This is a genomic window from Streptomyces sp. NPDC059679, assembly GCF_042734105.1.
In the GTDB taxonomy this organism is placed as follows: domain Bacteria; phylum Actinomycetota; class Actinomycetes; order Streptomycetales; family Streptomycetaceae; genus Streptomyces.
The window spans coordinates 1-23,798 of the sequence record NZ_JBHWES010000115.1; the positions used below are offsets into that span (position 1 = coordinate 1).

A 23,798-nucleotide genomic window follows, 5' to 3' on the forward strand; every position below is an offset into this window, starting at 1 on the left:
CAACACCACACCCACACCGACCTGCCCACCTACCCCTTCCAACACCAACGCTACTGGCTCAACACACCCACCCACACAGGAGACGTGACGGCCGTGGGGCTGAGCGAGGCCGGGCACCCGCTCCTCGGGGCCGCGATTCCGCTTGCGGACAGCGACGGACACCTCTTCACCGGTCGGCTCTCCTTGCATACACACCCCTGGTTGGCCGACCACGCCTTCGTCGGCGTCGCGCTTGTGCCCGGTACGGCGCTCCTGGACATCGCCCTGCAGGCGGGGGAGCGTGTCGGGTGTCGACATGTCGAAGAACTCACCCTGCATGCGCCCCTACTCCTCCCGCAGCGTGGCGGGGTCGTTCTGCAGATCAGCGTCGGAGCCCCGGACGGTGAGGGGCGGCGCGACTTCGCCGCCTACGCGCGGAGTGACGACGCCGTCTCGGGTACGGAGAACACGCAGGGCACCGAGGATCTGGAGGGAGCGGGCCATTCATGGACACGGCATGCCACGGGCACGCTGAGCAGCGGTCCCGCCTCCCCCACCGCACCCGTCATGGAGTCAGCCGGCCCGAAGGCCGAAGCGTGGCCTCCGGGCAAGGCCGAGGCCCTGGACCTCGACGGGCTGTACGAGCGGCTGGCCGAAGCTGAGTTGGCCTACGGGCCCGCGTTCCACGGGCTGCGCGCCGCCTGGCGCGAGGGCTCGGCCATCTTCGCCGAGGTGCGGCTGCCCGAACCGCAGGCCCGTGACGCCGACCGGTTCGGTATCCATCCCGCCCTTCTGGACGCGGCGCTGCACACCCTCGGCCTCGATCCGGCGCTCGGTGATGAGCCCGATGCGCCGGAGGGGCAGCGGGCGGCTCGGTTGCCGTTCGCCTGGCGTGGGGTGACGCTGCACCGCAGGGGTTGTGAGGTGCTACGGGTGCGGCTCTCGCCGGAGCCGGGCCGCGAAGTGGTGGCCATCGAGGCGACCGACGAATCGGGGCGGCCAGTGGCCTCCGTCGAGGCGCTCGTGCTGCGGCCGGTGTCCGCGGGTGAGGTGCGGGCCGCCCACTCGGAGCATCACGAGTCGCTGTTCGGCTTGGAATGGCCCGCGGTGACATTGCCCGCCGCAGGCCCCTGCCCATCCGGCCGGTCCCCCTCCAGCCGCTCCTCTTCCGATCCGTCGTCCTTCGCCATCGTCGGCGCCGATCCATTCGGGCTCTCCTACCAGCGCCATGACGACTGGGCCGCGCTGCTCGACGCCGTGGAGGCCGATGGCGCCCCGGAGGTGATCGTCGTCCCCTGTGGCGGGGACGAGGACAGTGACGTTACGGACGGCGCGGCCGTCCACACGGCCGTGCGTCACGCGCTGCACCTGCTCCAGTCCTGGCTGGGCAACGACCGGTTCGCGGACAGCCGGCTGATCGTACTGACGCGTGGGGCGGTCGCCACCCGCCGGGAGGACGACGTCATGGATCTGCCCGGCGCGGCGCGGTGGGGCCTGGTGCGCTCGGCGCAGTCCGAGAACCCGGGCCGGATCATCCTGATCGACTGGGATGGGCTCGGCTCCTTGGCCGAGGTGCTTCCCGCGGCACTGACCGCCGGTGAGTCCCAGCTGGCCGTCCGCGACGGAGAGGTGTGCGTACCGCGGTTGGTGCGGATGCCACGGCAGGATCGGCCCGCACCGGCCGACGGGCCGATCAATGGGACCACCCACGCGTCGGCCGACTCGTCGCCATGGGCGCTCGATCCGGCGGGCACCGTGCTGATCACTGGCGGCACCGGAGTGCTGGGTGGGCTGATCGCCCGCCACCTCGTCATGGCGCACGGTGTGCGGCAGCTGTTGCTGGTCGGCCGTCGTGGCGCGCGGGCCGAGGGCGTACCGGCGCTCACGGCCGAGCTCGAGGCGGTCGGCGCGACGGTGACCGTCGCCGCCTGCGATGCCGCCGACCGCGAGGCGCTGGCAGCCTTGCTGGGCAGCGTCCCGGAACAGCATCCGCTGACCGCCGTGGTCCATGCCGCCGGGGTGCTCGACGACGGCACGATCCCCTCGCTGACGCCCGAGCGGATCGACACCGTCTTTCGTGCCAAGGTGGTCCCGGCGCTGCTCCTGCACGAGCTCACACGCGACACGGACCTGGCCGCGTTTGTGATGTTCTCCTCCGCGGCATCCGTGCTCGGTTCGCCGGGCCAGGGCAACTACGCGGCGGCCAATGCCGTACTGGACGCGCTGGCCCGGCACCGCCGGGCCCGGGGGCGGCCCGCGATGTCGTTGGCCTGGGGGCTTTGGGTGCAGGGCAGCGGGATGACGCGCCATCTGGACGGCTCCGACCACGCCCGGATCAACCGTGGCGGGATGGCGCCGCTGGCGACCGAGGAGGCCCTTGCCCTCTTCGACGCGTCGTCGGCGGCCGGGGAGCCGTTCCTCGTCCCGGCCCGGTTCGAGCCCGGCGCGCTGCGCTCGCGGGCGACCGCCGCCGGGGTGCCGGCGCTGCTGCGTGGGCTCGTCCCGGCCTCCGCCCGTCCCGGCGGTGCGGCCGACCGGAGCGAGGACGGGTCGCACGTGGGCGTGTCGCTCCGCGAGCGGCTGGCCCGCTGCGGTGGCAAGGAGCAGCAGGGCATCCTCACTCGTCTCGTACGGTCCCATGCCGCCGCGGTGATCGGCCATGCGGGGATCGAGGAGGTGGCGGACCGGCGTGCCTTCCGGGAGCTGGGCTTTGACTCGCTGACCGCCGTCGAGCTGCGCAACCGGCTCACCACCGCCACCGGTCTGCGGTTGCCCGCGACGGTCGCGTTCGACTTTCCGAACCCGACCGCGCTCGCGGAGCATGTACGTGCCCTGCTGCTGCCGGCGAACGGGAACGGCGCCGGGGCGGACAGGACCTCGGCCTCGGATCCCGGTGAGGAGGAGCTGCGGGCCGCCGTGGCGTCCATTCCGCTCGGCAGGCTCCGAGAGGCCGGTCTGCTGTCCGTGCTGCTGGATCTCGCCGAGGCCCCTGGCGGCCTCGGGAGCGTCGGGGCCGCTGCCGTCCCCGCCGCCCGTTCCGCGGCGGAGGGCCCCGGCTCGATCGACGAGATGGACATCGACAGCCTCATCGGCCTGGCGCACGGCGACCAGCCCGGCTCGGACTCGTAGTAAGGAGCGATACATGACCGATCTCGTCGACGAAGACCGGCCGGATGCCATCGGCCGGGCCGAGACCGTGCGCGGCCTGCGGGTGTTCACCCTTCCCGTGACACTGTGGGCGTGTGTCGGCGCCCTGGTGCTGGGGCTTCAGGTGTACGTGTTCGCCTCCTGGCTGGGCGACGGCGGCTACCGCATCGAGGAGGCGTCTCCGACCAGGGGCGGTGGGGACTCGGAGCGGATCGCCGATGTGCTGATCCCGCTGCTGTCCGTGGTGGGAGCGGTGGTCCTCGCGGTGCATCTGTACCGGAAGTGTCGGGCCAGGAGGCGGCTGACGTTCGACGCGTTGCTCTTCATCGGGCTGTTGTCGGCCAGTTGGCAGAGCCCCTTGATGAACTGGATCAATCCGGTGCTCGCGTCGAACGTCAATGTGTTCGGAGCGGTGGCCTCCTGGGGGCCGTATGTGCCCGGTTGGCAGGGGGCGGGGGCCCACCAGGAGGCCGAGCTGCCGCTGGCGACCCTGAGCATCTGCATGACGGCCCTGATGGTCGCTGTGGCCTGCGGCAAGGGCATGGGGCTCGCCGCCGCCCGGTGGCCACGGCTGGGGCCGGTCCGGCTGATCGCGCTCGGCTTCCTGCTCGTCGTGCTCCTCGACATCGCCGAGCCGCTGGTGTCCTTCGCCGGCGTCTCCGTGTGGACGCGGGCGGTGCCCGAGCTGACCATCTGGAGTGGGCACTGGTATCAGTTCCCGCTGTATCAGATGGTGGCCTCGGCGCTTTTCGGCGCCTCCCTGGGGGCCGCGCGCCACTTTCGCAACCGGCGCGGCGAAACCTGCCTGGAATCCGGGGCGGCCCTCCTGCCGGAGGGCCCGAGGCCATGGGTCCGGCTGCTGGCGGTGGTGGGCGGGGCCAATGTCAGCATCGCCCTCTACACCGGCGCACACATCCTGTTCTCGCTGATGGACGGCGCTCCCCCGGACCGGCTCCCCGAATTCTTCCGTCCGACGGCCGGCTACTGAGACCGCCGGCGCCGCCCGCGTACCCGACCACCACGTGCCCGACGTACCCGGTGTGTCACCGGCTCACCTGCGGCGCCACATGTGGTGAGCGCCCCGCCTCGTCCTTGTTCCGGCTCCTGGGCTCCACGGCCATACGGAGTGGCCGGGGGACCACATGGGTGGCCAGGTGGCTCGCTCGGACACTGCGCCCATCCGCCGGGCGCAGCCGCCACCGGGAGGCGATGACGGCGACGGCCACCGCGGTCTCGGTCTCGGTGAACGCGTCTCCGATGCACTTGTAGACACCTCCCGAGAAGGGGACCCAGGCACCCTTCTTGACCCGCGTGGCGTTCTGCTGGGGGTCCCAGCGGTCGGGGTCGAACCGCTCGGGGTCCGGGTACCAGCGGGGGTCGTTCTGGAGGGCGTAGGCGCTGTACATGACCTCCGCGTCGGCGGGGATTTCGTGGCCGCCGAGGCGCACCGACTCTCGTGTGCGCCGGGCGCCGACCCATCCCGGGTACTTGCGCAGGGCCTCTTTGACGAGTCGCTGGGTGAAGACCAGCCGGGTGAGGTCCTGGGAGCTGGGTGGCCGGCCGCCGAGGACCGTGTCGAGCTCTTCGTGCAACCGTCGTTCGAGGTCGGGGTTCTGGCCGAGCTCGTAGAAGATCCACGACGCGATGGCGGCGGGCCCGCCGATTCCGGTGATGGCCAGACCCATGACCTCGTCGCGGATCTCCTCGTCGGTCAGGCCGGCGCCGGTGGCGTCCGTCGTCCGCAGGAGCGTCGAGAGCATATCGCCGTGGTCCTGCCCTTCGGCGCGGTAGGCGGCGATGGTCTCCTCGATCACGGTTCGCGCCGGGGGCAGCTGCCGGTTGCCGGAGGTCGGCAGCCGTCGGTAGATCCCGGGCAGGATGGCGCTCATCCTGGCCACGGTCAGGATGGCGTTGCCGGTTTTACGCAGTTCCGCCTCGGCGTGTGCGGCACGTTCGGAGACGAACAACGACTTGGCGATCATGGCTGTGGCCAGCTCGGTCATGACGGGCACCACATCCACCACGTCCTGGGCTGACCAGGAGTCGGCGGTCTCCGTGGCGGCCGAGCACATGGCGGACACGTAGCTGCCGAGCCGCTGTCGGTGGAAGCAGGGCTGCATCATGCGGCGCTGGCGCCGGTGGGGCTCACCGGTCGTCGCGACGAGGATCGGTCCGATGAAGGCCAGCGCCTTGGCGTGTCCGGCGCCTCGTGTGTAGGCGTGCGCGTCGGTCACCAGCAGCGTCCGTACCAGGTCCGGGTGGGTGGCCACGTAGACGGGCTTGCGGCCGAGCCGGATTCTGACCAGGTCTCCGTGGTCGGCCAGGGAGGACAGGAAGTCGAGCGGCCGCCGGGCCAGTTGGGGCAGGTGGCCCAGCACCGGCCACGAGCCCGGCACATCGGGGACTTGGAGAGGGGCAGGCATCGCTGAACTCCTATCAGGCGTCGGCCGCTACCGCAGAAAATGAGGATATGAAGTCATCAACACCCCCAAGAAGCCCCTATCCACCCCAGCCTGCGGTCTCCCGCAGCCACTGATCGACGTGGCGGGCGGTCGCCCCCGCGTGCTCCTCCAGCATGGTGAAGTGGTCCCCGGCCACGTCCATGACCGTATGCGGCACCCCCCAGACCGGCGGCGACTGTTCCCCGTCCCGGCCCCGGATGAAGAGCGCCGGGGTATCGATCCGCGGCGGTGTCCAGCCCGAGAAGATACGGAAGTAGCCGCCCATCGCGGTGAGCCGGGTGTAGTCCACTTCGACGAATTCGGTGACCCGGTCGAAGATCTCGCTGGTCAGCGCGGAGGCTACGGGTGCGATCCCCTCGTCGGGCAGATAGGCGTCCATGGCCACGACCGCCTCGGGGCGGGCCCCCAGGCTCTCCAGGCGGCTGGTCACGCTGTAGGCGAGCCAGCCGCCCGCGGAATGCCCGGCAAGGGCGAAGGGCGCACCGTCGGTGAAGCGCAGAACGGCTTCGGCGAACAGGTGGGTCACGGCCTCGACATCTCCCGGCAGGAGCTCGCCCACGAGGAAGCCCGGTGCGGGCGCGTACCAGACGTCGCGCAGCCCCTGGAGCGCGGAGGCGAAGCGCGAGTACTGGTACGCGCTGGAGATCGCGGCCACGGTGGGGAGGCAGATCAGCACGGGCGGGATGGGCTCGGCTGGCTCGCCTCCCGACGTGGCGTCCTCCGCCGTGGCTTGGGCGAGCCGTACGAGCTTCGGTGCCACCTCTCCCGAGCCGACGCCGAAGGAGGGCCGGAAGACCGAGGCGGCCGACAGCAGTTGCATGGCTTCGTGGATGCGTCCGGTGTCGTGTCCGACCCAGAAAAGGGACTCGACGGTGTCGGCCGAGGGTCCTTCCCGATGGGTTGGGCCGTCTACGCGGCGCGGGGTCGGCCGTGGCCCGGGTTCGTCGGCCGCAATGTCCAGTCGTTCCCCCATGTGGCAGGCCAGTGCGCCCGGGCTGGGGTGGTCGAAGACCAGAGTGGTGGCCAGGCGCAGGCCGGTGACGGCGCTGAGCCGGTTGCGCAGCTCCACCGCGGTGAGGGAGTCGAAGCCAAGTTCACGGAACTCCTCCCCTGCGTCGATGGTTTCGGCGGCGGCGTGGCCCAGGACGGCGGCGGCGTGGGTACGCACCAACTCCAGGAGGGCGCCGGTGCGCTCGGTGGCGCCGGGCAGTGCGGCGAGCCGTTCGCGCAGTGCGGCGGGTGTTTCGCCGCCCGGGGTGGTGGTGGCGTCGGTGGCCGAGGCCGCGGTGGCCGCTCGGCGGGCGGGCGCCCGGACCAGTCCGCGCAGAATGGCCGGCAGCCCGCCTGCCGCGGCCTGTGCGCGCAGGGCCCGGAGGTCCAGCGGCGTGGCCAGTAGCACGGCCTCATCGACCGTACCGGCGGCGTCCAGGAGGGCGAGCCCCCGTTCATCCGTCAGCGGCGCCAGGCCGCCCCGGGCCATACGGGCGCGGTCGGTGGCCCCGAGGCGCCCGGTCATACCGCTGTCCCGTGCCCACATCCCCCAGGCCAGGGACTGGCCCGGCAGGCCCAGGGCGCGCCGGTGGCGCATCAGTGCGTCGAGGAAGGCGTTGGCGGCCGTGTAGTTGCCCTGGCCGGGGCTGCCGAAGCTGGCCGCCGCTGAGGAGAAGACCACGAAGGAGTCGAGTCCGGCGTCGTGGGTCAGCTCATGCAGATACAGCGCGCCGATCGCCTTCGGCCCCAGTACGGCGTCCATGCGCTCAGCCGTCAGCGAGGTCAGGATCCCGTCGTCGATCACGCCCGCCAGGTGGATCACGGCGCGGAGCGGATGCCGGGCGGGAACACCGCTCAGCAGCTCGGCAACCGCGTGACGGTCCGCCATATCGCAGGCCCGGACGGCGGCATCGGCGCCCAGGCGGGTCAGCTCGGCCAGCAGCTCGAGGACGCCGTCCGCCTCCGGTCCACGGCGGCCGGTCAGCAGCAGGTGACGTACGCCATGAGCGGTCACGAGATGCCGGGCGACCAGGCGGCCCAGGACACCTGTGCCGCCGGTGATCAGTACGGTGCCATCGGGATCCCAGGCCCGCGGGGCGACGGCCTCCACCGGGGTCCGCGCGTCGTCCTGGTCGGTATGGTCCGCGGGGTGGTCCACGGGAGGTGCGGCGACGGGGACGCGGCCCACGCGAGGCAGGTGGACCGTACCGTCCCGGAGCGCGAACTGCGGCTCATCGCCCAGCAGGGCCTCGGGCAGGGCCCGCCGGGAGTCGGGCCGACCGTCGGTGTCCGCCAGTACGAATCGGTCGGGGTGCTCGCTCTGCGCCGAGCGGACCAGCCCCCACACAGGGGCGTACGTCAGATCCGGCACCGCGTCCGCCGGTGTCACGGCGACGGCGCCCTGCGTGACGAGGGCCAGTCGACAGTCCACGAAGCGTTCGTCGTCGAGCCAGCTCAGCAGCAGCTCCAGCGTTCCGTTGGCCGCCTGGCGCAGCGCTTCTGGGGTGATGGTGATCGAGGTCGTGGTGGTGGTCGGGGGGATGGGGTCGAGGTGGTCACCGGGCGGGTCCTGGCGACCGGGCTCCTGCGCCCGGCAGGAGAACACCACCATGTCCGGGGACAGATCGCCCTCGGAGACGGCCTCGCCCAGTGCAGCCAGATGGGGATACGCCCGCCATTCCGCCCCGGCCTCGCCCAGCTCCTTTGCCAGGCCCGGCACCTCGGGTCCGACGAGGGCCCATCGGCGCCGACTGGCCGGGGCGGCGGGGGCGGCGGGGGCGGCGGGCCGCGGTGTCCACTCGAGGCGGAACAGCGCTTCGTGGTACGCGGTCCCCGCCGCCCGCAACCGCTCGGCGGTGACCGGCCGGAAGGCCAGGGACCGCGCCTGGACCACCAGCCGCCCCGAACCGTCCGTCGCCCGCAGCGCGATGGTGTCCTGCGCCACCGGTGTCAGCCGGACCCGCAGCGCCGAGGCGCCGACGAGGCCGACCGTCACCCCGCCCCAGGAGAACGGCAGTCGGCCGAGCTCTTGGGCACCCGGCCCGGGCGCGGTGTCCAGGCCGAGCGCGACTGGGTGCAGCGCGGCGTCGAGCAGCGCCGGGTGCAGTGCGTACCGTGCGGCGTCCGCCGCGTGTTCCTCGTCCAGCGCCACCTCGGCGAAGAACTCGTCCCCGCGCCGCCACGCGGCCCGCAGCCCCTGGAAGGCGGGCCCGTAGCCGAGGCCCACGCCCGCCAGGTCGGCGTACCAGCTGGTCAGGTCCACGGGTGCGGCGTCCGGTGGCGGCCACGCCTCGGCCGTCTCGTGGTCCGCCGCCTCGTGCTCCGCCGCCCCGCCTTCCGCCGGGCTCGTAGCTCCGTCGAGCGGGTCGCCGCCGCGGGTCAGCGCCCCGGTGGCGTGGCAGGTCCAGGTCTGGTCCGCCGCCAAGTGTGCGTCGTCGTGGCGGGAGGAGAGGGTGAAGGGGCGTCGGCCGTCCGTGCTGGGCGCGCCGAGCAGGAGTTGGAGGACAACCGAACCGCGCTCCGGCAGCACCAAGGGCACCTGCAGGGCCAGCTCCTCCACGCTGTCGTAGCCGGCCCCGTCGCCCGCGCGGAGAGCCAGCTCCAGGATCGCGGTGCCCGGGAGCAGCACGGTGTCGAAGATGGCGTGATCGGCCAGCCAGGGGTGGGTACGCAGCGACAGCCGCCCGGTGAACAGCAGGTCCTGGGATCCTGCCAGTTCCACGGCGGAGCCGAGGAGGGGGTGGTCGGCGGCGCTCAGGCCGGCGGCCGACAGGTCCGCCGCCTGGCCATGGGGCCTGGGCCAGTAGCGGCGCCGGTCGAAGGCGTACGTCGGCAGCTCGACCCTGCGTCGGCCGACCGCCCCGGCCGCCCCGGCCGCCCCGGCCGGCCCGGCCGCCCCGGCCGGCCCGGCCGGCCCGGGGCCGATGACCGCCGGCCAGTCGACGGTCACGCCGTGGACGTGGATCCGGGCGAGGGCGGTGAGCAGGGCGTGGGCCTCGGGCCGGTCCGGGCGCAGCACTGGTGCCGACACGATCCGGTCCGCCGCGGGCGCGACCCCGGACACCGCCGCAGACCTCGGGGCGTGCTCTGCGCCCGGGTCGCCTTCCGGGTCGTCCTGGGCGAGGGCGGACAGCGTGCCGTCCGGGCCCAGTTCCAGGAAGGTGTTGACGCCCTGTGCCCGCAGCCACGCCAGTCCGTCGTTGAACCGCACGGCGTGGCGTACGTGCCTCACCCAGTACTCCGGGTCCGTCAGCTCGCCGGGACGGGCGAGTTCACCGGTCAGGTTCGACACCAGGCCGATGGTCGGTTCCGCATACGTCAGCGAGGCGGCGACCTCGCGGAACGCGTCCAGCACCGGCTCCATCAGCGGGGAGTGGAACGCGTGGCCGACTCGCAGCCGCCGGGTCCTGCGGCCCCGCGCGGCGAACGCCGCAGCCACCTCGTCGACCGCGCTCCGCTCCCCCGATACCACCACCGCCCTGGGCCCGTTCACCGCCGCCACCGACACCAGCGCCTCGCGTCCCGCCAGGGCTTCCGCCACCTCGTCCTCGGTGGCCCGCAGCGCCACCATCGCCCCTCCGGGCGGCAGCTGCTGCATGAACCGTCCGCGCGCGACCACCAGCAGTGCGGCGTCCGCCAGGGTGAGGACCCCGGCGACATGTGCGGCGGTCAGCTCACCGAGGGAATGGCCGATCAGGAAGTCGGGACGCACGCCGAAGGACTCCAGCAGCCGGAACAGCGCCACTTCGACCGCGAACAGCGCCGGCTGGGCGTAGCGGGTACGGTCCAGCAGGGCGGCCTCGTCCGTACCGGGCGCGGCGAACAGCAGCGGGCGCAGCGGCCGGTCCAGCCGGGTGTCCAGCTCGGTGACCACCGCGTCCAGGGCGTGGGCGTACGCCGGAAAGGCGGCGTCCAACTCCAGTCCCATGCCGATGCGTTGGGTGCCCTGGCCAGCGAAGAGCAGCGCGAGCCCGGCGTCGGTTCCGGGCCGTGGCGCGCCCGCCACCAGACCGGGGGCGGACACTCCGGCGGCGAGCGCGTCCAGGCCACGTACGAAGCCCTCGCGGTCCTCGGCCACGACGACGGCGCGGCGCTCGAAGACCGCCCGCTCGGTCATCAGCGCCCCCGCGACCTCCACGGGCCTCAGGTTCTCCTCCTCGGCGGCGTACTCCCGCAGCCGGTGCGCCTGGCCCCGTAGCGCCCGCTCGGAGCGCGCCGACACCACCCATGGCACCACAGCGGACACCGCAGCCGCCTGGCCCTCGTTCCGGTCCTCGTCTTCCGACGCAGACTCCGGCCCCGGCTCCTCGGGGGCCTGTTCCAGGATGACGTGGGCGTTGGTGCCGCTGACCCCGAAGGAGGAGATCCCCGCGCGCCGGGGGTGTCCGTTCCGTGGCCATGGCACCGGCTCGTTCAGCAGCCGCACCCGGCCCGAGGACCAGTCCACGTGCGGCGACGGGTCGTTGGCGTACAGGCTCGGTGGCAGCAGGTCGTGCTGGAGTGCCAGCACCATCTTGATCACCCCGGCGACCCCCGCCGCCGCCTGCGTATGCCCGATGTTCGACTTCACCGACCCCAGCCACAACGGCCGGTCCTCCGGACGATCCTGGCCATACGTGGCCAGGATCGCCTGCGCTTCGATCGGATCGCCCAGCGTCGTCCCCGTCCCGTGCCCCTCCACCGCGTCGATGCCGGTGGCGGGGACATCGGCGTTGGCGAGTGCCTGGCGGATCACCCGTTGCTGGGCGGGGCCGTTGGGCGCGGTGAGCCCGTTGCTCGCGCCGTCCTGGTTCACCGCGCTGCCGCGTACGACCGCGAGCACCCGGTGTCCCAGGCGTCGCGCGTCGGAAAGGCGCTCCAGCAGCAGTACGCCCACGCCCTCGGACCAGCCGACCCCGTCGGCGGTGGCCGCGTACGCCTTGCACCGGCCGTCGGCAGCGAGCCCGCGCTGGCGGGAGAACTCCAGGAAGGCGGCCGGTGTGGACATCACCGTCGCCCCGCCCGCCAGCGCCAGTGAGCACTCGCCGGACCGCAGTGACTGACACGCCAGGTGCAACGCCACCAGCGACGAGGAACACGCCGTGTCCACCGTCACCGCGGGGCCCTCGAAACCGAAGGTGTACGCGAGCCGGCCGGACAGCACGCTGCCGGAGATCCCGGTCAGCGCGTACCCCGCCAGCTCCGGCCCGCCCTGCCGCACCACCTCGGCGTAGTCCTGGAGCGCGAGCCCGGCGAACACACCTGTGCGGCTGCCGCCCAGCGACCGCGGATCGATTCCGGCCCGCTCCAGGGCCTCCCAGGAGGTCTCGAGCAGCAGGCGCTGCTGCGGGTCCATCGCCAGCGCCTCGCGGGGGCTGATGCCGAAGAACCCAGCGTCGAAGTCCGCCGCGTCGTAGAGGAAACCGCCCGCTCGCACGTACGAGGTGCCGGGGCGCTCCGGATCCGGGTCGTAGAGGGTTTCCATGTCCCAGCCCCGGTCGGCCGGAAACTCCGCGATGGCGTCCTTGCCCGAGGCCAGCAGCTGCCAGAACTCCTCCGCGGAGCGGACACCGCCGGGGAAGCGGCATGCCATCCCCACCACGGCGATCGGCTCGTCCGTCCCCACCGCCTCGCGGGCCACGGGTGCGGCCGAACCGGTGGCAGTCCCGCCGCCGAACAGCAGCTCGCGCATGCCTCGGGCGAGCGCGGCCGGGTTGGGGTGGTCGAAGACGACGGTGGCGGGCAGTGGCAGACCGGTGGCGACGTTCAGCCGGTTGCGCAGCTCCACGGCGGTCAGCGAGTCGAAGCCCAGCTCACGAAAGGCGCGTTCCGGCTCCAGGGCCGCCGGCCCGTCGTGCCCGAGGACGGCCGCCGCGTGTGTACGGACCAGCTCGACGAGCGCCCGCAGCTGCTCGTCCGCAGTCAGTCCGGCCAGCCGCGCGCGCAGCGCACCGTCGGGCTCGCGACCGGCGTCGCCTCGGACGAGTTGCCAGGCCTCGCGCGCCTCGGGGATCTCGCTGATCAGGGGGTCGAGCCCGGCCTCGGTCGCGGTTTCCACCAGGTGCGGCCAGTCGATGTCGGCGACGGTCAGGGAGGTCTCGCCGTGGTCAAGCGCCTGTCCCAGCGCTTCCAGTGCGAGCCGCGGGTCCATGGCCGCCACGCCACCGCCGCTCCGCCGCCGAGCCGCCTCCGCGCCCGTTGTTCCGTTCTCTCCGGTTCCGTCGACGGCCCAGGGGCCCCAGGTCGTGCACAGCCCCGGCAGTCCCAGGCCGCGACGGTGGCGCACCAGGGCCGCCGCCTCGGCGCAGGCGCCGTGTCCCGGGGCCCCGAGGAGCGGCGCGGCCGACGAGAACACCACGAACGCCGAGAGGTCGGTGTCGCGTGTCAGCTCGTGCAGATTCCACGCCCCCGCGATGCTGTCGTCCCCCTGCGCCGTATGCACCACGGCCCTCAGGGGATACTCCTCCGGGATGGCGGTCAGCAGTTGCGCCAGCGCTTGACGGTCGGCCGGGTCGCACGCCGCCGTGGTCACCCGGACCCCTGCCTGGGAGAGTTCGCCCGCGATCCCGAACCCGTCGCCGTTCTCGTCGAGGAGCAGGAGGTGTTCGGCGCCGCGGGCGGCCAGCCACCGGGCCGTGTGAGGGCCCGGTCCGAGGGCGCCGCCGTCGATCAGTACGGTGCCCTCGGGCCGCCACGCCCGCTCCGTGACCGCCCCGGCCAACGGGGCCCGCACCACCCGGCGTACGAACACCCCCGAGGTGCGCACCGCGCACTCGCGCTCGTCGCCGTGGAGGACCCCGATGAGCCCGTCGACGACCCTGCGGTCCGGCGCGCCCGCCACATCGACCAGGCCACCCCATCGCTGCGGATCCTCAAGCCTCACCCTCCCAGCCGCGTCCCACACCCGGGCCGAAGCCGGGGACCCCGGCCCGTCGTCGCCGTCGAGTGACACCGCCCCGCTGGTCACACACCACAGCCGAGCCCCCGCGTCCAAGTCACCCAATGCCTGTACCAGAGCCCGCAGCACCGACTCCGACGTCTCGTCATCCGCGACCAGAACCAGCCCCTTGGCCGCGGGCTCCGGCTCCGACTCGGCCCGTAACCGTTCGACCAGCGCCGTGTGGTCGTCCGGTCCTGGCCCCGGGGGTACGTGCACCACCCGCGCGCCGGCCCGCTCCAGCCCCTCGACGACGGCCCGTCGCGCCCCGTCCGGGGCCATCACCAGCCAACGTCCCGTGAGCACCCCGGCGCCACCGACCCCCGTCGGTCGCCACACCTCCCGGTAGCGCAGGCGATCCACCGACTCGCGATCGTGGCACCGCTGCCGCCACGCGTCCAGGGCCGGCACCAGCACCTCAAGCGAGGTCCTCTCGTCCACCCCCAGTAACCGCCCCACGCCCGCGATATCGCCCCGCCGTACCGCGGCCCACAACGGCTCGTCGGCGCCCGGGGCCGCGCCACCGCCCACCGCCCCCGCGGGCGCGGGCGCGGGCTCCAGCCAGAACCGGTGCCGTTCGAAGGCGTAGGTGGGGAGGTCGACGCTGCCGCGCCGGCCGGCCGCCGGCCCCACGGCCGGGGACCAGTCCACCTCACCACCGGCGACGAAGAGCCGCGCCACGGATGTCAGGAAGCGGGTCAGGCTCCCTTCGCCGCGCCGCAGCGTGCCCAGCACCAGGGCGTCCGCGGCGCCGAGCGCGTCAAGGGTCTCCTGCACACCGACCGAGACGGCGGGGTGCGGGCCGGACTCGATGAAGACCGTGTGGCCGTCCTCGACGAGCGCGCGGGTGGCGTCCTGGAAACGCACCATCTGGCGCAGATTGCGGTACCAGTACTCGGCGTCGAGGCCGCTGCCGTCCATGCGCTCGCCGGTGACGGTCGAGTAGAGAGGGATGTCTCCGGTGCGGGGGCGGATCGGGGCGAGCAGGGTGAGCAGGCGCTCGTGGATGGCCTCGACCTGCGGGGAGTGGGAGGCCCAGTCGACCTTGAGCTTACGCGCCCGGATGCCGTCCGCGGCCAGCTCCGCCAGCAGCGCGTCCACGGCCTCGGAGGTCCCGGACACCACCGCGGAGCCCGCGCCGTTGTCGGCCGCGACACTCAGCCGCCCGGCCCATGGCGCGAGGCGCGGTTCGAGTTCCGGGGCGGGCATGCCGACCGAGAGCATCGCGCCCCGCCCGGCCAGTGCGGACAGCGCCTGGCTGCGCAGCGCGACGATCCGTACGGCGTCCTCCAGCGACAGCGCGCCGGCGACATACGCTGCGGCGATCTCGCCCTGGGAGTGGCCGGCCACCGCGTCGGGTCGCACACCGTACGACCGCCACAGCGCCGCCAGCGACACCATGACCGCGAAGAGCACCGGCTGGACCACATCCGCCCGGTCCAGCGGCGGGGCGTCCGGTTCGCCGCGCACCACGTCGGTCAGGGACCAGTCCACGTAGGGCGCGAGGGCTTCCGCGCAGGCCGCCATCTGGTCGGCGAACACGGGTGCGGTGTCCAGGAGCTCGGCGGTCATGCCCTCCCATTGGGTGCCCTGGCCGCCGAACAGCATCGCGACCTTGCCATGGGCGGCCGGGCCGGACGGCCCCTCGACCAGTCCGGCCACCGGTGCCTCAGTCGCCAGTGCGTCCAGGCCGCGTACGAGCTCGTCGCGGTCCTCGGCCACGATCACCGCGCGGCGCTCGAACACCGCCCGCTCGGTGGCCAGCGCACGGGCCACATCCCGTAGCTCTTCCCGGTCCGCGACAAACTCCCGCAACCGGCGGGCCTGCCCCCGCAGCGCGCCCTCCGAACGCGCCGAGACCACCCACGGCACCACCGGCGATTCGTGCGCGGGCTCGCTTTCTGCCGCGACCTGGTCCGGGGCCTGCTCCAGGATGATGTGCGCGTTGGTACCACTGACCCCGAAGGACGACACACCAGCCCGGCGCGGACGCCCGTTCTCCGGCCACGACACCGACTCGCTCAGCAGCCGCACCCGCCCAGCCGACCAATCGACATGAGGGGTTGGGGTGTTCGTGTGCAGGCTCGGTGGCAACAGGTCGTGCTGGAGCGACAGCACCATCTTGATCACACCGGCGACCCCCGCCGCCGCCTGCGTATGGCCGATGTTCGACTTCACCGACCCCAGCCACAACGGCCGGTCCTCCGAACGATCCTGGCCATACGTAGCGAGGATCGCCTGCGCCTCGATCGGATCCCCGAGCGTCGTGCCTGTCCCGTGCCCCTCCACCACATCCACATCCGACGCGGCCAGCCCCGCACCCGCCAACGCCTGCCGGATCACCCGCTGCTGGGCTGGGCCATTCGGCGCCGTCAAACCATTGCTCGCCCCGTCCTGATTCACCGCAGAACCCCGCACCACCGCCAACACCCGATGCCCCAACCGCCGCGCATCCGACAACCGCTCCACCAACAGCATCCCTACCCCTTCGGACCAGCCAACTCCGTCAGCGGCAGCGGCATACGGCTTGCACCGCCCGTCCGCCGCCAGACCACGCTGACGGGAGAACTCCACAAACACACCCGGCGTCGACATCACCGTCACCCCACCCGCCAACGCCAACGAACACTCCCCCGACCGCAACGACTGACACGCCAAATGCAACGCCACCAACGACGAAGAACACGCCGTATCCACCGTCACTGCAGGCCCCTCAAAACCAAAGCTGTACGCCAACCGACCCGAGAGCGCGCTGCCCGAGACGCCGGTCATCGCGTAACCCTCAAGGTCCTCGCCGGCGTGTCGTAGCAGGTCGACGTAGTCCTGCTGCGCCATGCCCACGAAGGCTCCGGTGCGGCTGCCCCGCAGGTCGGCGGGGTCGAGGCCGGCGTGTTCGAAGGTCTCCCAGGAGGTCTCCAGCAGCAGCCGCTGCTGCGGGTCCATCGCCAGCGCCTCACGCGGGCTGATCCCGAAGAACCCCGCATCGAACTCCGCCGCGTCATAGAGGAAACCGCCCACCCGCGCGTACGAGGTGCCGGGGCTCTCCGGATCGGCGTCGTACAGCGCAGCGCCGCCCCAGCCCCGGTCCATCGGGAAGCCCCCGATCGCGTCCCCGCCCTGGGCCAGCAGCTCCCAGAACTCCTCCGCGGAGCGGACACCACCGGGGAAGCGGCACGCCATCCCCACTACGGCGATCGGCTCGTCCGTCGCCATGGGCCGCGGATCGGCGGAGGACGGTCCACTGGCCGTTCCGGGGGCGCCGAACAGCTGCTCCCATGTGTGCTGGGCGAGCGCGGCCGGGTGGGGATAGTCGAACACCGCGGTGGCGGGCAGCCTGAGGCCGGTGGCGGCGTTGAGCCGGTTGCGCAGCTCCACGGCGGTCAACGAATCGAAGCCCAGCTCGCGGAAGGCGCGCTCCGGCGGCACGGCCGCCGGGCCGGCGTGGCCGAGCACGGTGGCCGCGTGCGTACGGACCAACTCGACCACCATGCGCCGCTGCTCGTCCGCGGGCAGCCCGGCCAGCCGCGCGCGGAGCGTTCCGGCGGCCTCGGCGGCGCCGCGGCCCGCGGCGTCCCAAGCCGACCGGGCTTCGGGGATGCCCCTGATCAAGGGGTCGAGTCCGGTGGCGGGGGCGTGGTCGACGAAGGCCCGCCAGTCGATGTCCGCGACGGTCAGGCAGGTTTCATCGTGCTCCAGCGCCTGCCCCAGCGCCGTCAGAGCCAGCCGGGGGTCCATGGCCGCCATGCCGTGGCGGCGCAACCGCCCGGCATCCGCGGCGGCGTCCGCCATCCCGCCGCCCGCCCAGGCCCCCCACGCCACCGACAGGCCCGGCAGCCCGAGGCCGCGCCGATGTTGGATCAGCGCCTCCGCCTCGGCGTTCGCCGCGGCGTAGCCGCCCTGCCCCGCCGAGCCGAACGTCGCAGCCGCCGAGGAGAACACCACGAAGGCCGCGAGGTCGGCGCCGCGCGTCAGCTCGTGCAGTTGCCACGCCCCGACCGCCTTGGCCTGCCGCGCCGCCTCCAGCCGCTCCGGAGTCAGCGTCGCCAGGACGGCGTCGTCCAGCGCGCCCGCCGCATGCACCACGGCCGTCAACGGGGCGTCCTCCGGCACGCCGGCCAGGACCCGCGCGAGCGCGGCGCGATCGGCCACATCGCACGCCGCCACGGTCACCCGCGCCCCCAGCCCGGCCAGTTCGTCCCGGAGCCCGGCGGCGCCTTCGGCCGCCTCGCCGCGCCGGCTCAGCAACAGCAGATGCACCGGGCCGCGGCCGGCCAGCCACCGAGCCACCTGCGCGCCGAGCCCGCCCGTACCGCCGGTGATCAGCACGGTGCCGTGTGGCCGCCACTCGCGCCCCGGCTCCGCCCCCGCCCCGGCCAGCGGGGCCCGCTCCAGGCGGCGTACGAACACCCCGGACGCCCGTACCGCGCACTCCCCCTCGGGCCCCGCCAACGCCCGCACCAGGCTCCGCGCCGCCCAAGCATCCAGCGGGTCCGGAACGTCGACCAACCCGCCCCACACCTCCGGAGCCTCAAGGGCGGCCACCCGTCCCAGCCCCCACACCTGGCCCAGCCCGGGCGACACCACCGCGTCCCCGCCGCCCACCGACACCGCGCCGCGAGTCACACACCACAGCCGAGCCGCCGCCCCCACATCGCCCAGGGCCTGGAGCCACGCCAGGAGCAGCGCCCCCGCGCCCGGGCCGCCGTCGCCCGTCAACAGCAACGCCACCCCGTCCAGCTCGGGCTCGGGCCCCAACTCGGCCCGCAGCCGCTCCACCAGCGCCTCGCGCGCCACGCATCCCTCGGCCGCGTGGAGGGCCGCCCTGGCCCCGGACCGCTCCAACTCCTCGACGACGGACGATCCGTCCACCCCGTCGGCGGTGACCACCAGCCAACGCCCCGTCGGCGCCCCCGGACCACCGTCGCCCGCAGGCCGCCACACCTCCCGATAGCGCCACCCGTCCAGCACACCGCGGTCGCGGCACCCCCGCCACCAAGCCTCGAGCGCGGGCACCAGTGTCCCGAGACCGGCCCCCTCGTCCACCCCCAGCAGCTCACCCACGCGCGGGACATCGCCCTGCTCCACCGCCTCCCACAGCGGCCCCTCGCCACCGCCCGCCGCGGAGCTGCCGGGGCCGGCCGCCTCCAGCCAGTAACGCTCCCGTTCGAAGGCATAGGTCGGCAGCTCGACACCCCCGACCGCGTCGGGCGCCCACCCCATCACCCCTGGCCAGTCCACCTCCACCCCGGACACGAAGAGCCGCGCGAGGGCTGCGAGATACGTCTGGCTCTCGCCCCGGTCGGGGCGCAGGGCCGCGGCCAGGACGACGTCTTCGGCATCGGCTCCGGGCTCTTCGGCATCGGCTCCCAGCCCTTCGGCGGCGAAGACGTCCTGGACCAAGCCGCACAGTGTGCCATCCGGGCCGAGTTCCAGAAACGCACGGACGCCCTGCTCGCGGAGCCACGCCACCCCATCGCCGAAACGCACCGCCGCGCGGACGTGCCGCACCCAGTACTCCGGCGTGCCGAACTCCTCGGCGGGCAGCGGGGCGCCGATCACGTTCGACACGACCGGGATACTCGCGGAGTGGTACGTCACGCGCTCCGCCTCCTGGCGGAACTCCTCCAGCATCGGGTCCATACGGGGCGAGTGGAAGGCGTGGCTCACTCGCAGCCGCCGCGTGCGGTGGCCGCGCTCCGCGCACCGCCCGGCCAGTTCCCGTACCGCGTCCTCGTCCCCGGACAACACCACCGAGCGGGGGCCATTGACCGCGGCCAGGCCCACCCGGGCGGCCTCGGGAGAGCCGGTTTCCGCCTCCGCCAGCAGCGGGCCCGCTTCCCGCTCCGAGATCTCCACCGCCACCATGGCCCCGCCCGCGGGGAGTGCCTGCATCAGCCTGCCCCGGGCGACGACCAGCCGCGCCGCGTCCGGCAGTGAGAGCACCCCGGCCACATGCGCGGCCACCAGCTCTCCCACCGAGTGTCCGAGCAGAAACCGGGGCCTGATCCCCGAGGTCTCCACCAGCCGGTACAGCGCCACTTCCAGCGCGAACAGCGCGGGCTGCGCGAACTCGGTGCGCTCGCACGCCTCGGATGCGGACGCGGACGCGTCGTCGTTCTCGAGGAGCAGCTTCCGTACGTCGGGGCCGCCCGCCATCGTGAGCTCCGCGCATACGGCATCGAAGGCGGCGGCGAACGCGGGAAACGCCGCGTACAGCTCACGCCCCATGCCGACGCGCTGCGCCCCCTGGCCCGTGAACAGCATCGCCACCACGGGTGCGTCGGTGTCGCCCGGCTGCGTCAGGCGCTCCGCCAGTTGCGGCGCCGGAGCGCCGGCCGCCAGTGCGTCCAGGCCGCGTACGAGCTCGTCGCGGTCCTCGGCCACGATCACCGCGCGGCGCTCGAACACCGCCCGCTCGGTGGCCAGGGCACGGGCCACGTCCCGTAGCTCTTCCCGGTCCGCGACAAACTCCCGCAACCGGCGGGCCTGCCCCCGCAGCGCACCCTCCGAACGCGCCGAGATGACGCATGGCACCACCGGCGATTCGTCCGTGGGCTCGCTTTCTGCCGCGACCTGGTCCGGGGCCTGCTCCAGGATGATGTGCGCGTTGGTGCCACTGACCCCGAAGGACGACACACCAGCCCGGCGCGGACGCCCGTTCTCCGGCCACGACACCGACTCGCTCAGCAGCCGCACCTGGCCAGCCGACCAATCGACATGAGGCGTGGGGGCGTCCACGTGCAGACTCCGCGGCAGCATCCCGTGTGCGAGCGCAAGCGCCATCTTGATCACGCCGGCGACACCGGCCGCCGCCTGCGTATGGCCGATGTTCGACTTCACCGACCCCAGCCACAACGGCCGGTCTTCTGGGCGATCCTGGCCATACGTAGCGAGGATCGCCTGCGCCTCGATCGGATCCCCGAGCGTCGTGCCTGTCCCGTGCCCCTCCACCACATCCACATCCGACGCGGCCAGCCCCGCACCCGCCAACGCCTGCCGGATCACCCGCTGCTGGGCTGGGCCATTCGGCGCCGTCAAACCATTGCTCGCCCCGTCCTGATTCACCGCAGAACCCCGCACCACCGCCAACACCCGATGCCCCAACCGCCGCGCATCCGACAACCGCTCCACCAACAGGACGGCCACGCCCTCGGACATGCCCACGCCGTCAGCGGCAGCCGCGTACGGCTTGCACCGCCCGTCCGCCGCCAGACCACGCTGACGGGAGAACTCCACAAACACACCCGGCGTCGACATCACCGTCACCCCACCCGCCAACGCCAACGAACACTCCCCCGACCGCAACGACTGACACGCCAAATGCAACGCCACCAACGACGAAGAACACGCCGTATCCACCGTCACTGCAGGCCCCTCAAAACCAAAGCTGTACGCCAACCGACCCGACAGCACCCCGCCGGCGTTGCCGTTGCCGACAAGCCCTTCGAGGCCTTCGGGGAGTTCGAGCAGTCGCGTGGCGTAGTCGTGGTACATCATCCCGGCGAAAACGCCGGTGCGGCTCCCGCGCAGCGTGGCCGGGTCGATGCCGGCGCCTTCCAGCGCCTCCCAGGAGGTCTCCAGCAGCAGCCGCTGCTGCGGGTCCATCGCCAGCGCCTCACGCGGGCTGATCCCGAAGAACCCCGCATCGAAGTCGGCGGCGTGGTGGAGAAAGCCGCCGTGGCGGGTGTACGACGTCCCGGTCCGCCCCCGGTCCGGATTCGGGTCGTACAGCGCCTCGACATTCCACCCCCGGTCCACCGGAAATCCCGAAATGGCATCTCCGTCGGAGGCCAGCAACTCCCAGAATTCCGCGGGCGACCCCACACCACCGGGAAAGCGGCAGGCCATCCCCACCACGGCGATCGGCTCCTGCTCCCCCGACTCGATCTCCGCCAGGCGGCGGCGCACCTGGACGAGTTCGGCGGTCGCCCGCTTGAGGTAGTCCCGAAGCTTTTCCTCATTGGCATTGGCCATTTACGGCATCTCCTCGACATTCCGAAAGCCATGAGTTGTTTCCTCAGGACCGTCAGGGCGTCAAGCGATCTTAGGGAATTCGATATCGTCCACTGCACCCCCTAAGCACCCCAGAATGCGCGGACTGCGCGCGGCCGTTCGCCATAAGAGGTGCAGGCTGTCACCGCTCTTCGCTCCTTTCTGAGCGCTTCTGGACTCCTCCCGAGAGGCGGTAGCCATGGAATCGTCCCGGTACGCCAAGCGCTTTCGCGGCCGATTGGTGCTGGTCACCGGCGCGGGCAGCGGAATCGGACGGGCGACGGCGGGCGCCTTCGCCGCGGCGGGGGCGCGGGTGGTCTGCGTGGACCGGAACGCCCGTACGGCGTCGGCCGGTGCGGACCTGGCCAAGGTGTTAGGTGCCACGGGCGCATGGCCGGAGGCGGTCGACGTCGCCGACGCGGCCGCCATGGAACGGCTCGCCGAGCGCGTCCTGGACGCGCACGGGGTCGTGGACATCCTGGTGAACAGTGCCGGCATCGGCATGTCGGGCCGGTTCCTCGACACCTCCGTCGCGGACTGGCGGCGCACGCTGAATGTGAATCTATGGGGAGTCATTCACGGCTGTCGGCTCTTCGGCCGGCAGATGGCGGACCGCGGGCAGGGCGGGCACATCGTGACGATCGCGTCCGCCGCCGCCTTCCAACCCACCCGGGCGGTCCCGGCGTACGCGACGAGCAAGGCCGCCGTGGTGATGCTCAGCGAGTGTCTACGGGCGGAACTCGCGCAGTTCGAGGTGGGTGTGAGCGCGGTGTGCCCGGGCTTTGTGAACACCTCCTTCACGGCGGCGATGCACTTCGCCGGGGTGTCGGAACAGGAGCAGGCGCGGCTGCGGAAGCGGGCCGTGCACACGCTCGGGCGGCGCGGCTGTCCGCCGGAGAGAGTCGCCGCGTCGGTGTTGCGCGCGGTCGCCCGCAACACGCCCGTGGCGACCGTGACGCCGGATGCCCGTCTCGTACGTCTGATCAGCCGGTTTGCGCCGCCTCTGCGCCGTGCCGTGGCCCGGCTCGATCCGCCCTCCTGACGACGGTTGTCGATGGCCGCTACATGCCCGGTGGTGTGGGGGCGAGGGCCATACCGCCGGAGGCGTCGACCAGCTGCCCGGTGACCCAGCGGGCCTCGTCCGAGGCGAGGAGGGCGACGACGTCGGCGATGTCGGACGGCTGGCCGAGCCGGCGGAGCGCGGTCATGGCGGCCACGCCCTCGGCCGCTCCGGGCATGTCGTGCAGCCACGTGTTGGTTTTGGTGTTGTCGGTGATGCCCGGCGCGATGGTGTTGACGGTGATCCCCCGGTGTCCCAGCTCATTGGCCAGCCTGGGCGCCATGATCTCGAGAGCGCCCTTGCTCATGGCGTAGGGCAGCAGCGGCCAGGCGATCCTGGTGACGGCGGAGGAGATGTTGACGATCCGTCCGCCGTCGGCGAGGAGCGGCAGACACCGTTGGGTGACGAAGAACGGGGCCCGTACATTGACGCTGAAGATGCGGTCGAACTCCTCCTGGGTGACCTCGGAAATACCCGCCACATAGCCGTCCGCCTGGGTGGCGGCCGGGTCGTCCGGGTCGGCGTAGATGGCGGCGTTGTTCACCAGGATGTTCAGTGGCCGGCCGGCGAGCCCCGCCTCGAGCTCGCTGAAGAGAGTGTCGAGTGCGCTGTCGGCCACGAGGTCCGCCCTGATGGCGAATGCCTGCCCGCCGGCCTGCTCGATCGACGCGACCGTTTCCTCGGCGTCCGCTTTGCGCCGACCGTAGTGCACGGCCACCAGAACACCGTCGGCGGCGAGCCTCCGGGCGATGGCCGCGCCGATACCCCGCGACGCACCGGTCACCAGTGCGGTTTTTCCAGCTGTTTGGGTCATGGCGATGACCCTCGCAACCGAACACATGGCACGGAACCCCCTGAAGACCCCGGAATTCCAACGAAAAGGACTCCACCGGAAGCCGAGCCACCCGGGGTACCCTGCCGGGCCCTCGTGATCCATCGGGAAAGCAATCCACCAGGAAATGAGTTCTGGATGACCAGTGTCAGTCGGACGACGGCGGAGCAGGATCCCGACATCCCCGTACGGCGCGCGCTGAGCGCCGCCAGGCGGGCGGAGGCCATCGCCTCCGCCACTCGCGCGGCCGCCTCCGAAGTGGCTCAGGCGACGGCGGGCGGCGCCGCGGTGAGCACCGCCGTGGCCGAGGCCGCGGAAGCGCTGGCGACCGCCGCCTCGGCCGCCGAAGCCGCGGCCCGGACCGCCAGGGCCGCGGCAGGAGAAGCCGGGCGGGCGACAGCGGCCGAGGCTGCCACAGCG

General features: G+C 72.8%; 6 protein-coding genes and 1 pseudogene. 4 read left to right on the forward strand and 3 right to left on the reverse strand.

The features are described from left to right. Positions 1–3,108: type I polyketide synthase (locus ACFV2X_RS53105; RefSeq protein ID WP_385630959.1), on the forward strand; the 3,108-nt coding region annotated here is incomplete at its 5' end. Positions 3,109–3,121: 13 nt separating this feature from the next. Further along, entirely contained in the window at positions 3,122–4,114 is a 993-nt protein-coding gene (gene meiC / locus ACFV2X_RS53110) for a meilingmycin biosynthesis spirocyclase MeiC (RefSeq protein ID WP_385630962.1), read from the forward strand. Between the two features lie 55 nt (positions 4,115–4,169). On the opposite strand, the gene ACFV2X_RS53115 is transcribed toward meiC, so the two are convergent. Both ACFV2X_RS53115 and ACFV2X_RS53120 read right to left on the reverse strand, forming a co-directional pair. Further along, positions 4,170–5,549 carry a cytochrome P450 gene (locus ACFV2X_RS53115; RefSeq protein ID WP_385630965.1) on the reverse strand — a complete coding sequence of 460 codons (1,380 nt, stop codon included), beginning with the start codon at positions 5,547–5,549 and terminating at the stop codon, positions 4,170–4,172. Between the two features lie 76 nt (positions 5,550–5,625). After that, positions 5,626–21,468 carry a type I polyketide synthase gene (locus ACFV2X_RS53120; protein WP_385630968.1) on the reverse strand — a complete coding sequence of 5,281 codons (15,843 nt, stop codon included), beginning with the start codon at positions 21,466–21,468 and terminating at the stop codon, positions 5,626–5,628. Positions 21,469–21,691: 223 nt separating this feature from the next. Between ACFV2X_RS53120 and ACFV2X_RS53125 the strand changes: the two are divergent. After that, positions 21,692–22,528 (forward strand): annotated as a pseudogene (locus tag ACFV2X_RS53125) (SDR family NAD(P)-dependent oxidoreductase); the annotation flags it as partial. A gap of 19 nt (positions 22,529–22,547) precedes the next feature. On the opposite strand, the gene ACFV2X_RS53130 reads toward ACFV2X_RS53125, so the two are convergent. Continuing rightward, positions 22,548–23,360 (reverse strand): SDR family oxidoreductase, encoded by an 813-nt coding sequence (locus tag ACFV2X_RS53130; RefSeq protein WP_385630970.1) that lies wholly within the window; start codon positions 23,358–23,360, stop codon positions 22,548–22,550. Between the two features lie 156 nt (positions 23,361–23,516). On the opposite strand from ACFV2X_RS53130, the gene ACFV2X_RS53135 reads away from it, so the two are divergent. Next, positions 23,517–23,798: hypothetical protein (locus tag ACFV2X_RS53135; protein WP_385630973.1), on the forward strand; the 282-nt coding region annotated here is incomplete at its 3' end.

Bases quoted from the DNA above. Each gene is read 5' to 3' on its own strand.
- meiC (WP_385630962.1), top strand. From the start codon at position 3,122: ATGACCGATCTCGTCGACGAAGACCGGCCGGATGCCATCGGCCGGGCC.
- ACFV2X_RS53115 (WP_385630965.1), bottom strand. From the start codon at position 5,549: ATGCCTGCCCCTCTCCAAGTCCCCGATGTGCCGGGCTCGTGGCCGGTG.
- ACFV2X_RS53120 (WP_385630968.1), bottom strand. From the start codon at position 21,468: ATGGCCAATGCCAATGAGGAAAAGCTTCGGGACTACCTCAAGCGGGCG.
- ACFV2X_RS53130 (WP_385630970.1), bottom strand. From the start codon at position 23,360: ATGACCCAAACAGCTGGAAAAACCGCACTGGTGACCGGTGCGTCGCGG.